Genomic DNA, 11,944 nt, shown 5'->3' with positions numbered 1-11,944 from the left:
GTTAGGGGAGCCAGACCTTGAGGCCATAGCGGAAAATGATATAGACCAACGGTACCAGCGTGCCGCTGATCCCCAGATTGATCAGCCACTTGCGTCGCGAGTCCATACCTAGCAGCAGCGCCAGCGAGGCCACCATGAACCCCATCGTGGCAACGATGTACCCAAGTACGGGAAGCAGGGCGGCGTACAGCCCGAAGATCCCAAAAAGTGCCAGTACCGATTTCCGCCGGTTGAACCAGTGAGAGACCGCTGCCGACCACGAAGGGGGCGGCGTGGCAGGGGAAAAAAAGGTGCGCACCAGAAGCACCAGTGACAGCAGGGCAATGGTGACCAGCAATATGCGCGGAAAGAGCGCTGAGCCATAGGGTTGCCAACTGGTGGGGGGCCTGATGGAACTCGACTCCACCCACATGACAGCCACGATCAAGAGCAGCGCCAGCGCCAGTGCGCGGTCTTTGGTAAGCGTTAGCATTAGCGATGCCTCCACAGGCCCCTGGGGTGCTTGCCGCAGGGGCCAATGACAGAGTGAGACCAATAAAGCGTCAGTACGTGATGAAACAGCTCTCTGCGAGTCGATCAGTTCTGAAAATCGATGTTTTCAGCTGCCGCAGATAGCGCTGCCTCGTTCTCCGTCAAAAACGCTTGATAGTCGTCGCCTGCCAGGAAGCGAACCACAGACCCGAATTCATTCTCGATACGGCTCTGCACTTGTTCGTTTTCCAGCGCTTGGCCGTACGCGGCAGCCACCGTGTCGAGGATTTCCTGAGGAGTGCCTTTGGGCGCAAAAATGCCGCGGCTGGTGGAGTGGTCCATGTCGATGCCCTGTTCTCGCAGGGTGGCGACGTCAGGCAAGCTGTCCAGCCGCTCGGGGTGAGCGATGCCTAGCGGCACAAAGGTGCCGTCCTGGTAGAAGGCGCCCCCGGACGGAAGATTGAACATGGCAAAGTCGATCTCCTGGGCCATCAGTGCAGAGACCTGCTCGCCGGTATCCGGGTAACCCACCAGGCGGATATCGGCCATATCGATCCCGGCCTCCTGGAAAAATTGTGCCCAGAAGAAGTGGTCCGTCGAACTGGGGATCATGCTGAAGCGCACCTGGCCTGGATTCTCACGCACGTATTCGGCGATGTCGGCAGCGCTTTCCACCGGGTGCCCGGCATAGGTCGTGGGGATATTGATGGTTTGCGTCAGCAGGGCAATCGGTTCGAAGGCATCGTAAGAGTAGTCGACCATTCCTGCCAGCTTGGAAAGGGCAATGGTGTCATGGCTACCCAGCAGGGTATAGCCGTTAGGCGTGGCATCCTTGACGTTACGCGAACCTAGCGTCGCGCCAGCGCCAGCCATGTTCATGGGGACGATGGATGTGCCAAGGTGCTGTTCAGCCTCCTGGGAAATCAACCGGAAAATGATGTCCGTGGCGCCGCCAGGGCCATAGGGGATAACCAACCGGATGTCCTGCTCCGGGTAGTCGGCGAAGGCATTGGAAGTGAACGCCATGCTGGCGCTGAGGCCAATGGCTGCCAGGGTAGTGCTGAGAGCAAATGTCGAACGCGTCATGTGATACACCTTTTTTGATTGAGTTGGTGCGGTGGGCCACTGCTTTTCAGCAGTGACAGGGTGAGCGCGTGGTCCCATTTCGGGTTCTTGTTGTATGCAGTGAAACGTCAAGATCAGCCCAGAAAGAGCCCTCCATAAACCAGTGCGCCGATGACAACGAAAGCGGGGTGGGTGTTGAATCGTACGAGGGCGATAGCCGCGACGATACCGATGATCAGGGTGTGGACGATACCGCTACTGGCGGTGCTTTCCAGCAGGAAACTGAGCGTGAGCCACGCCATCATGATGGCAATGACCGGGCGTACCCACTGGCTCATGCGCTTGACCCTGGGCGATTCACGGTGGCGGTAGAGCAGCCCCAGTGCCCCGATCATCAGCAGCAGGGAAGGAACCACCGTCGCGGCCACGGCCACGGCGGCGCCTCCCAGGCCGGCGACTTCATAGCCGATATAGCCCGCCATCTTGGTGGCGATAGGGCTGGGAAGCGCGTTCCCCAGGGCCAGGGTTTCGGCAAATGCCTGCGAACTCATCCAGCCGTAGCGGCCAACCACTTCTGCCTCGATGAGCGGGATGATGGCCGGCCCGCCACCGTAACCCACGATGTTGGGAATAAAGAACGCCAGAAACAGCTCCCAGTAGATCATGCGGCCTCCTTCGAGCGCGCTTGGCGGTTTGGCCGCAGCAGCGCTGCCAGCAGAATGGCGCCGATGACGAAGCCTGGGTGAACGCCAAGCCAGTAGATGACGCCACCCGCGACGACGGCCATGACAATACTCACCAGCCAGCCCAGCGCGGCGCGTGATTTATCGAAGAAATCCCAGGTGAGCTGGCCCATCATGACCATCACCACCGGGATCACGGCCTGCCCCATGCCCTGTATCCAGCCAATGTCGCGATAGCGACTGAAAGCACCCAGCATCACGACCATGGCGATCAGCATGGGCAACACCACTGCCAGCACGGAGAGCACGCACCCACTGATGCCCGCCACGCGGTAGCCAATGTAGCCTGGCATCTTGGTGGCAATGGGACCCGGCAGGGTATTGCCAATCGCCAGTACATCGGCAAACTCCTCGTCGGTGAGCCACTGGTGGCGTGTCACGGCTTCTGCATGCACCAGCGGTATCATGGAGGGGCCACCGCCAAAGCCAAAAATGCCCACCCTGAAAAAAGCCCAGAAGAGCGCGGTTTGTTTCATGTGTCGAACGCCTGTGTAAACGTCTTCGAGGACGGCGTGGCAAAGGCCGAAGCGGGGTCGAATGGCATGCGGATGACTCTTTGATCGTTTGTAGGTTAAAAAATCGATTATCTTGTCTAAAATAGAATATAGGTGAGCCTGTCGAGGGGCGTCAACACTTGGTCTCATCATCTTCGCCAACCGATGCAGAGAAAAACCTGCCTGAGGACTCGGTAATGAACAAACATATTCAGCTCTCCGCAGAGAAAGTGCCTGGCTCCATTTACGACGTTTTGCGCCGTGATTTGGTCGCGGGGCGTTTTGCGGCAGGGGAGAAGCTGGCCATCAATGCGCTCAAGGAGCAGTATCAGGTGGGGCTGAGCCCACTACGTGAAGCCTTGAACAAGCTGGCAGCCTATGGCCTGCTGATTCAGGAGAATCAGCGTGGCTTCAGAGTACCCAAGCTCTCCCGAGAAGAGCTGGACGACATTGCTCGGATGCGCACCGAGCTCGAAGGCATGGCGCTGGAGCGTGCCATTGCCCACGGAGATGCGGTATGGGAAGCCGATCTACTGGCGGCGGCACACCGCCTCAAACGCGCGGACCTCACACTGGACAAGGTAGAAGAGTGGGAGCGACTGCACACCCAGTTTCACCGCACGCTGGTGGCGCCCTGCGGTTCGGTGTGGCTGCTGCGCTTCATCGAGCAGTTGCACGACCAGTTCGATCGCTACCGTCGGCTAGGCCCGAAAATGCCCACCATCCGTCAGGAACTGGACGATCAGCACCATCAGCTGGTAGAGCTTGCCCTGAAACGAGATGCGGTTGCTGCGCGGGCATTAATGGACGACCATATCCACAAATCCTACGAAGTCGCGCTGGCGCGATACCACCAGCATGCCTGATGGCTGGGTTCCAAAAGAGTGTTAGGGATCGTTTTTAAGAATCGTTTTTAGGAATAGCTTTATGGATACCGCTTCCTCTGCTTCGCATCACGCTGACGATGCCCTGGTCGTTGCCCAGACGCTCACTTGGGTGGCCAACTTCATCGTCGGGCACAATATCTGCCCCTTTGCCAAGCGTGAATTGGAGCGCGAGGCGGTGCGTGTGGAAGTCGTGCGCTCCAAAAAGGTGGATATTGCGCTGGAGGAGCTGGTCGCCGAGTTCGAGTGGCTGGATGCCCACCCAGAGGCAGAAACCAGCCTGCTGGTGTTTCCCACGCTGTTCAAAAGCTTCGACCACTACCTGGACTTCGTGGAACTGGCGGAACAGCTATTGGAACAGCTGGGCTATGAGGGCGTGTATCAACTGGCGACGTTCCACCCCGATTACTGCTTCGCCGATGCCGCCCCCGACGAGGCTGCCAACTACTCCAATCGTTCGCCGTACCCGATGATCCACGTATTACGCGAAGCCAGCGTGGAAAAAGCCATCGAGTTCTACGGCGATACGGCGGCCATTCCGGAACGCAACATCACTTACCTCACCGAGATGGGCCAGGACGCGCTGGAGCAGCAGTGGCAGCGCTGTTTTACTGATCAGGTCGATAAATGACCAGGCGATGTTTGCCCTGATGCTTGGCCTGATACAGTGCGTTGTCGGCATGGCGTATGACCTGTTGAATGTCCATGCCATGCTCAGGCCACACCGCAGCGCCCAGGCTGCAACCGACTTGGGTGGTCATGTTGCCGGGCAATTCGATAGGCAGTGCGATTTGAGTGAGTAAGCGCTGGCTTACTTCCTCGGCCAGAGAGTGACTGTTTTCTGGAGTGCTCTTGATGACCATGAGGAACTCATCGCCGCCCAGCCTGGCGACCACATCACCACTGCGCAAGGTAGCCCTCAAACGCTGGGTGATTTCGATCAGCAGTAGATCACCCGCATGATGCCCCAGTGTATCGTTGACGTTCTTGAAGCCGTCCAGGTCGAACATCAGCATGACCAGGCTCTGCTGTTGGCGTTGGGCCTCCGGCTGGGCATGCTGCAAGTACTGATTCAGAAAGGCGCGATTGGGCAAGCCGGTCAATGGGTCGGTATTCACCAGGTCCGCCAGTTGATTGATGGTCTGGTGCTGGTCCTGCAGGCGCTCGACCATTTTGCGGATCGAGGTGGAGAGGCGCTCCAGCTCAGGTGAGCCCGTTTCGATCTCGATGGCACAGCGGCTTTGGGCCGTTTGAATATGATCGGCTGAACGGGCCAGGCGCGTTAACGGGGCCACTAAGCGAGCCGCCAGAATCCAGCCGATAATTGAAAACATCAGCGCCATGAGTAAACCGGTGCCTAGAATGAGCTCTTGTAAGCGGGCCACAGGGACGAAGGCCGCCTCTACTGGCTGACGGCTAATGGCGCTCCACCCCAGTCCAGGAAAAGCGCCAAATGCTTGGCTAGGGGCCATGCCCGTCACGTAATCTTTCCCATCGGGCCAGGTTTCAATGTCCCAAGTAGCACTGGACATCGTGCTACTTGCCGAGGCAAACGTGAGCGTTTCCCCCAGCAGGTCAGGGGGGCCCAGAATCACAGAACCCTCTTCAGAAAGCAGTAGTAGATCCGTTTGCTGTTCACGCAGGGCGGGGGTGAACATCGAGGCTTTTACCTGTGCCGCCCAATCCCAACTGAGGTGCACGGCCAAGACCCCAAGTAGCTGGTCTTGCCCATTGAGCAGCGGTGCCGCGATATCCACGAACTTGATCGGCTCGCCGCTGGGATTGGGCAGCAGTTGGGCCAGCAGGACAGCCTCATGTACGTCGCCAATCCAGAGGGCTTGTCGGCCTTCCATGAACACCGGCCGTGCCGCAATGGATTGGCCTTCGAGAATGCCTCCTGTGGCAGCGACGACCATACCCTGCGCGTCGGTCACGCCAATCCATGAGGTCACCTCGTAGTTGCGCTGTAGCTGTTCGAGTTGGAGGCGTGTCAACGGGGCATCGGGATTCCCCATGGCGTCACGAATGCCCAGGAGTAACTGCACCTCCTTGATGCGAGCATCCATGCTGCGGCTCAACTTATCTGCCATTTGATACGCCGTGTTGGCACTGGCGTCACCAATCTGACGTTCCAGATGAAACGCGGCTTCGCGAGAGGCGACCCAGCTCAGCAACAGCGTGATGGTAAAGACGAGCGCCGTAATCAAGCCGATGATGCGTGTGCGAAGCGGCAGGCGGCGTAACGAAGTGTAGGGTGTCGGCATGGGGAAGCCAGGGAGGCAGTCAGCAGCGGAAAAGGACTACCCTATCGCAATTTTAATTTTTGTACGATAGAGCAGGGCAATGACGCAGGCCTACCTGGCCTGCGTCATGGGGTTATCGATAGCGCGATGCCGCTAGAACGCCCTGGACGAGGCGGCGATTAAAACTCTTCCCATTCCGGCTCGGCGTGCGAAGTGGGGCGCTTGGATGATGGGGCGCTCGTGGCGGCTTGGCGTAGCCGCGGAGCCGGGCGAGACGTCGGGAGCGTGTGGCTGGCGCGTTGCGTTGAATGATGCAGCCGGAAAGCTGCCACCAGTTCTGCCAGTCGAGAGGCTTCATCTTGCAGCGACGCCGAGGCCGTGCTGGTCTCTTCCACCAGCGAGACGTTCTCCTGGGTGGCGGAGTCCATCTCGGCGATGGCGGTGCTGATCTGGCTGATGCCTGACTCTTGCTCTTTGGCCGCCAACGCCAGCTCTTGCATCATGTCGTTGACCCGCACGATGGCCTGGTTGATCTCCTCCATGCTTTCGCCATTTTTCAGCGTTTGATCGGCGCCATCGGCAATGCGCGAAGAGATATCCTCGATCATGGTGCGAATTTCTTTCGAGGAGTTCGACGTCTTGGTGGCCAGCGAGCGTACTTCGCTGGCCACGACCGCAAAGCCGCGCCCGTGCTCGCCGGCTCGGGCGGCTTCTACCGAGGCATTCAATGCCAGGATGTTGGTCTGGAAAGCAATGGAGTCGATGACCTGAATGATTTCATTGACCTTTTGCGAGCTGCTTTCCAGGTCACGCATGAGCAGGCTGGTCTGCTCGGACTCCTGCTTGCCATTCGCGGCTTTTTTCGAGGCGTCCTGGGTCAAGCGTTCTGCCTGCGAAGCGGTATCGGCGTTCTGGCGCACGATGGACGAAATTTCATCCATGCTGGCGGCGGTCTGCTGAAGGGCAGCGGCCTGCTGTTCGGTGCGTGAGGCAAGATCCTGGCTGCCTCCGGCGATTTGGCGCGAACTGGCCGCAACGGCGCTGCTGCTTTGGGCCAGGGTGCCCACCATGGTTTGCAGCTTGGCCTGCATGTCATGCATGGCGCTGTACAGGCGACCAATCTCGTTATTGCCCCGCAATTCGATATCGCTGGTCAAATCGCCCTGGGCGATGTTTTCACACAGCTGAACGGCCCGCTGCAAGGGGCGTACGATCATTCGATTGATCCCGATCTGTACGCCAATGAACAGGGCAATGGCCAGGAAAATCAAGGCGCCGCTGAAGATCAAGGTTAAATGATGCAAGCGCTCAGCCTGGGCAATTTCTTCGGCAGCCAGCGCCTGCGCACGGCTATTGAACGCACGGATCGAGTCGGTCAAGGTATCGAATTCGGCATTGAAGCGCTCGCGATGTTGCGCCAAGCCGGTAAAGTTGGCCGCCGCCATATCATTGCGAAAGGCATCATTGATCATGCGCGGGTAATAATCGACGATGGCAGCAATCAGCGGTGCCCGAATGGCCGTGGGAGGCACTTCAATGGCAGTAAATTCGCTGAACCGCGTATCCGCGCGCTCCAATGCGGCACGGGCAAGTTCAAGGGCTTCTTGCGCTTGGCCAGTGGCTCCCTCATCCACATAAGCGGTGTAGCGAGCCAGGCGCAGGCGCATCTCCATCAGGTTGACTTCTGTTCGGTTAATCGCGGCAACTTGTTGTGCTGCCACCTCGTCCAGTTCGCGCAGGCTTTCCATCACACTGAGTTTGGAAAGAATGCCCGTCGTGGCAATGGCCAGTAGAGCGATCAGCAACAGGGCAAGCACCGCTGCCAGGGAGTGTTTGACAGAGATATTTCGCATGGTGGTCTTCTCAGGTGCGATAGGGGATCGAGTCAGGGCAGGTAGGGGAGGCCTGCTTTCTCATTATCGGCACATTTGGTTGCATCATGAGAGTGGACGTCACATTTTTTTACTTTTATAAGATTTTGATTTTTAATAGAAAAATTATTTTGTAATAATTTTATTGAACAGCTTGAGAAAGACGTATCGTTTTTGAATAAAAAAAGGGCCCGCCATGTGCGGGCCCTTGGTTTTCTAAGCTCGATAATAGCTTAAAACGCTTCCCATTCCGGGGTGGCCGAGCGGTGGGCGGGAGACGCCAACGCCGGTGTCGGGGCTGCTTGAAACGCTCGCTTTATCGCTGGTGGGAGCCTGGTGCTGGCCTGATGATGACTGGCGCGTTCGAGTTTGAACTCGCCTACCAGTTCGGCCAAGCGTGAGGCTTCAGCCTGCAAGGACGCTGAAGCCGTGCTGGTTTCTTCCACCAGCGACACGTTTTCCTGAGTCGTTGAATCCATCTGCGAGACGGCAGTGCTGATTTGGCTGATGCCTGCTTCCTGCTCCTTTGCCGAGAGCGCCAGCTCTTGCATCATGTCGGTGACGCGCAGAATCGCCTGATTGATCTCCTCCATGCTCTCGCCGTTTTGCTGGGCCTGGTTGGCGCCTTCCGCGATACGCTGGGAGATATCCTCGATCATGGTGCGAATTTCTTTCGAGGAGCTGGAGGTTTTGGTAGCCAGCGAGCGCACCTCGCTGGCCACGACGGCAAAGCCTCGCCCATGCTCGCCTGCACGGGCCGCTTCCACGGAGGCATTCAGGGCCAGAATATTGGTCTGGAAGGCGATGGAGTCGATCACCTGAATGATCTCGTTGACCCGCTTGGAGCTCTCTTCCAGGCCGTGCATCAACTGGCTGGTCTGCTGCGATTTATGCTGGCCCGTTTCGGCTTTCTTGGAGGCATCCTGCGTCAGCAGCTCCGCCTGGCTGGCGGTATCGGCATTCTGGCGCACGATGGAGGAGATTTCGTCCATGCTGGCGGCGGTTTGTTGCAGGGCGGCGGCCTGCTGCTCGGTGCGCGACGCCAGATCCTGGCTGCCGCTGGCGATTTGCTGAGAGCTGCTGGCCACGGCTGCGCTGCTTTGGGAAAGGGTGCCTACCATGGCTTGCAGCTGGCTCTGCATGTTTTGCAATGCTCGATAGAGCTGTCCAATTTCATTATTACCGCGAGACTCGATGGTGTTGGTCAGGTCGCCTTTGGCGATACTTTCACAGACAGTACCCGCCCGCTTTAGGGGGCCAACGACCAGTTTATTGATGCCTATCTGTACCGAAATGTAAATCCCGATAGCCAGTGCGATAAGAATACAGCTCAGCACGGTAATGAACAGGCTGAAGCGCTCCGTATCGGCAATCACGTCGTTCGATACTCCCTGAGCCAAGTCGTTGAAAAGGCCAACGGTTTCAGTGATGGCATCGAACTGTTGATTGATGCGCTCTCGGTGCTCCATGAGCGCATTGACGTTGGCACTGCTCAAGTCGCTTCTGAAGTCACTATTGAGAACCTGATGAAACAAGCTCTCGAACGAATTCAACAGGGTGCTGCGTGGGTCGCCTTGGGGAATGTCGGTGCTAAGTAATTCCTTGAGACGGCTGTCTGCCAACACCAACGCATTTTGCGCCAGACGCAATGACTCTTGAGCTGCCTGGTGTTCACCAGTACGTGAGTACTCACCAAAGCGCGCCAGACGGATACGTATTTCCATCAGGTTGACTTCGGTACGATTGATATAGGTGATTTGGTGAGCCGCTATTTCATTGACGTAGTTTAAATTACGTACTGCACTTCTCTCACCAATAATGCCTGCAGCAGCAATGATTAACAGCGCAATGAGTAACGCAGCCAAGGCCCCCGCCACTGCGAATTTGACGGACATGTTCTTGATCATTTCTTTTTCCTAGAGTAATTGCTTGGTCAGATTTGTATAGATTTATTTTAGTTATAGGGGGCGTGACTTTAGATTTTGTCGTATTGATAGTAAAGCGTTTGAGGGTGAAAAGATTAAAATAAAAAAGGAGAGCCATGTTAGGCTCCCCTTAATTATTTAAGTCGATGTTATAACGTGGTCGTTAAAACGCTTCCCATTCTGGGGTGGTGGGGCGGTGGGTAGGAGATGCTAGTTTAGGCGCTGAGGCGACCTGGAACGCTCGCTGTACCGACAGCGGGAGTCCGGTGTTGGCGTGGTGCTCGCTGGCGCGTTTGAGTTTGAACTCGCTGACCAGCTCGGCCAGTCGTGAGGCTTCGTCCTGCAATGAGGCGGAGGCAGTGCTGGTCTCTTCTACCAGTGAGACATTCTCCTGTGTGGCGGAATCCATCTGCGAGACGGCGGTGCTGATCTGGCTGATGCCGGCTTCCTGCTCCTTGGCCGAGAGGGCCAGCTCCTGCATCATGTCGGTGACGCGCAGAATCGCCTGGTTGATCTCCTCCATGCTTTCGCCGCTTTGCTGAGCCTGATTGGCTCCTTCCACGATGCGCTGGGAGATATCTTCGATCATGGTGCGAATTTCTTTCGAGGAGTTGGAGGTTTTGGTGGCCAGCGAGCGCACTTCGCTGGCCACGACGGCAAAGCCACGACCATGTTCGCCTGCACGGGCTGCTTCCACGGAGGCATTCAGGGCCAGGATATTGGTCTGGAAGGCGATGGAGTCGATCACTTGAATGATCTCATTGACCCGTTTGGAGCTTTCTTCCAGACCGTGCATCAACTGGCTGGTTTGCTGCGATTTATGCTGGCCCGTTTCGGCTTTGCGTGATGCATCCTGGGTCAACAGCTCCGCTTGGCTTGCGGTATCGGCATTCTGGCGCACGATGGAAGAGATCTCGTCCATGCTGGCGGCGGTTTGTTGCAGGGCGGCGGCTTGCTGCTCGGTGCGCGATGCCAGGTCCTGACTGCCGCTGGCGATTTGCTGTGAACTGCTGGCCACGGCGGAACTGCTCTGGTTCAGCGTGCCAATCATCTCTTCCAGACGCTCCTGCATATCGTCCATGGCGCTATACAAGCGGCCCATCTCATTGCGTCCACGGGCTTCGATATGGCTGGTCAGGTCGCCCTTGGCAATGTTTTCACAAATCTGCACCGCTCGTTGTAATGGTGCAATGAGGTGACGGTTCAGGGTCATCTGCATTACGACATACAGACTGATAGCAAGTACTACCAATGTGCCAACGACAATGGAGAAAATCAGACCATCTCGTACCGCTTTAGCGTGAGCTTGATTTCCTCTATCCATCGCATAGCCATTAAACTCCTCGACTGCATCGCTAAAGCGAGAAAATCTTTCATTGATTGGGTCTAGCTGCTGTTCAATGGCCTCGAAGTGGCTATTATTCAGGTCTGCACGTAACGCATCGGTCACAACGAACCCATAAGCACTGAGAATGTTGTCTATCAGCAGGCGTCTTTCGATTCCTTCTGTCAAAACGATACTGCTTAGTGATTGAATACGGGCATCTGCCCTGGAGAGGCTGTGGAGTGCTTCACGAAGAGCGTTTTCGGCTCTATCTTGTCGCAAGTTTCGATAATGCTGCACCATTCTCTCCAGACGAACACGTACCTCCATGAGGTTCGTTTCAGACCTATTGGCAGCACTTGCCTGTTGAGCGCTTATTTGGTTAATTTCAGTGAGTGTCTCTGCTGCCTCTCTCTCTTCTTTGATCCCCATGCCTCCGAGAATGACAACCATGCCTAGCAGTACTAATAATGCCGTTCCTATCATTCTTTTGACGGATATGTTTTTCATAGTCAACCTCCATGTTCCCATATGCCTGGATTGGCATATTAGAGGGAATTAACATGATAGTTGTTTACTATTGATTTGATTGTTAAAAATAAGTTGACAGTGTTATTTAATTCATGTCTAGGTTTTTGGTGAAGTAAGGGTATGATGGTAAGTTTTATTAAATAATAAACATTGTTATGTTATAAGTTGTCATCCGGTATTGTTTCTTAAGTTTTTTAAAGTTTTCTCTTTGACAGTCTTTTGATGCGTTTTGTATTTTAAATAATCATTGATGTAAGTAAGATCTAGATAAGTAAAGCTGCTATAAATAAACCTGAATCCGTGAGACCGGCCCCCGGAAGCACTTCTAACCCACTGACCTGCATGGCAATATAGCCATTATCGCCATTCACCCAGACAGTGCCATGCCCAACA

Annotated in this window: 10 protein-coding genes; 2 read left to right on the top strand and 8 right to left on the bottom strand. The window is 56.0% G+C overall.

Features of this window, described 5'->3' with window-relative positions:
- Window position 1 precedes the first annotated feature (1 nt).
- The 4 genes from IE091_RS12615 to IE091_RS12600 all read right to left on the bottom strand — a co-directional run bounded on the left by IE091_RS12615 (window position 2) and on the right by IE091_RS12600 (window position 2,755).
- A complete protein-coding gene (locus IE091_RS12615; protein WP_039176840.1) occupies window positions 2-472 on the bottom strand; it encodes a tripartite tricarboxylate transporter TctB family protein in 471 nt (156 codons plus the stop codon).
- Between the two features lie 104 nt (window positions 473-576).
- The gene (locus IE091_RS12610; protein ID WP_229800828.1) at window positions 577-1,557 is read right to left on the bottom strand and encodes a Bug family tripartite tricarboxylate transporter substrate binding protein; all 981 of its coding nucleotides are present in this window, start codon (window positions 1,555-1,557) and stop codon (window positions 577-579) included.
- Window positions 1,558-1,670: 113 nt separating this feature from the next.
- Window positions 1,671-2,201 carry a chromate transporter gene (locus IE091_RS12605; protein ID WP_189463782.1) on the bottom strand — a complete coding sequence of 177 codons (531 nt, stop codon included), beginning with the start codon at window positions 2,199-2,201 and terminating at the stop codon, window positions 1,671-1,673.
- On the bottom strand, window positions 2,198-2,755 hold the full coding sequence (locus IE091_RS12600) for a chromate transporter (RefSeq protein ID WP_189463781.1): 558 nt from the start codon (window positions 2,753-2,755) through the stop codon (window positions 2,198-2,200). Before IE091_RS12600 ends, IE091_RS12605 begins: the two co-directional genes overlap by 4 nt.
- A gap of 215 nt (window positions 2,756-2,970) precedes the next feature.
- Between IE091_RS12600 and IE091_RS12595 the strand changes: the two genes are divergently transcribed.
- Together IE091_RS12595 and IE091_RS12590 are read left to right on the top strand one after the other, a co-directional pair.
- Window positions 2,971-3,639: a GntR family transcriptional regulator gene (locus IE091_RS12595; protein WP_016914714.1), complete on the top strand. Its 669-nt coding sequence runs from the start codon at window positions 2,971-2,973 to the stop codon at window positions 3,637-3,639.
- Window positions 3,640-3,700: 61 nt separating this feature from the next.
- Window positions 3,701-4,288: a DUF1415 domain-containing protein gene (locus tag IE091_RS12590; RefSeq protein WP_189463780.1), complete on the top strand. Its 588-nt coding sequence runs from the start codon at window positions 3,701-3,703 to the stop codon at window positions 4,286-4,288.
- On the opposite strand, the gene IE091_RS12585 is transcribed toward IE091_RS12590, so the two are convergent.
- From IE091_RS12585 to IE091_RS12570, 4 genes are all read right to left on the bottom strand, one after another.
- Window positions 4,266-5,921, bottom strand: a complete 1,656-nt coding sequence (locus IE091_RS12585) for a sensor domain-containing diguanylate cyclase (protein WP_189463779.1) — start codon at window positions 5,919-5,921, stop codon at window positions 4,266-4,268. The two genes, IE091_RS12590 and IE091_RS12585, sit on opposite strands and share 23 nt — an antisense overlap.
- 158 nt (window positions 5,922-6,079) lie before the next feature.
- Window positions 6,080-7,753: a methyl-accepting chemotaxis protein gene (locus IE091_RS12580; protein ID WP_189463778.1), complete on the bottom strand. Its 1,674-nt coding sequence runs from the start codon at window positions 7,751-7,753 to the stop codon at window positions 6,080-6,082.
- A gap of 251 nt (window positions 7,754-8,004) precedes the next feature.
- Window positions 8,005-9,666: a methyl-accepting chemotaxis protein gene (locus IE091_RS12575; protein WP_229800827.1), complete on the bottom strand. Its 1,662-nt coding sequence runs from the start codon at window positions 9,664-9,666 to the stop codon at window positions 8,005-8,007.
- 193 nt (window positions 9,667-9,859) lie between these two features.
- On the bottom strand, window positions 9,860-11,530 hold the full coding sequence (locus tag IE091_RS12570) for a methyl-accepting chemotaxis protein (protein ID WP_189463777.1): 1,671 nt from the start codon (window positions 11,528-11,530) through the stop codon (window positions 9,860-9,862).
- Window positions 11,531-11,944: the final 414 nt, after the last annotated feature.

Source organism: Vreelandella hamiltonii (assembly GCF_014651775.1).
GTDB classification, from domain to species: domain Bacteria; phylum Pseudomonadota; class Gammaproteobacteria; order Pseudomonadales; family Halomonadaceae; genus Vreelandella; species Vreelandella hamiltonii.
The sequence above is the reverse complement of the archived record's forward strand: the minus strand, read 5'-3'. Positions and strand labels throughout refer to the sequence as shown.

Bases quoted from the DNA above. Each gene is read 5' to 3' on its own strand.
- IE091_RS12615 (WP_039176840.1), bottom strand. From the start codon at position 472: ATGCTAACGCTTACCAAAGACCGCGCACTGGCGCTGGCGCTGCTCTTG.
- IE091_RS12610 (WP_229800828.1), bottom strand. From the start codon at position 1,557: ATGACGCGTTCGACATTTGCTCTCAGCACTACCCTGGCAGCCATTGGC.
- IE091_RS12605 (WP_189463782.1), bottom strand. From the start codon at position 2,201: ATGATCTACTGGGAGCTGTTTCTGGCGTTCTTTATTCCCAACATCGTG.
- IE091_RS12600 (WP_189463781.1), bottom strand. From the start codon at position 2,755: ATGAAACAAACCGCGCTCTTCTGGGCTTTTTTCAGGGTGGGCATTTTT.
- IE091_RS12595 (WP_016914714.1), top strand. From the start codon at position 2,971: ATGAACAAACATATTCAGCTCTCCGCAGAGAAAGTGCCTGGCTCCATT.
- IE091_RS12590 (WP_189463780.1), top strand. From the start codon at position 3,701: ATGGATACCGCTTCCTCTGCTTCGCATCACGCTGACGATGCCCTGGTC.
- IE091_RS12585 (WP_189463779.1), bottom strand. From the start codon at position 5,921: ATGCCGACACCCTACACTTCGTTACGCCGCCTGCCGCTTCGCACACGC.
- IE091_RS12580 (WP_189463778.1), bottom strand. From the start codon at position 7,753: ATGCGAAATATCTCTGTCAAACACTCCCTGGCAGCGGTGCTTGCCCTG.
- IE091_RS12575 (WP_229800827.1), bottom strand. From the start codon at position 9,666: ATGTCCGTCAAATTCGCAGTGGCGGGGGCCTTGGCTGCGTTACTCATT.
- IE091_RS12570 (WP_189463777.1), bottom strand. From the start codon at position 11,530: ATGAAAAACATATCCGTCAAAAGAATGATAGGAACGGCATTATTAGTA.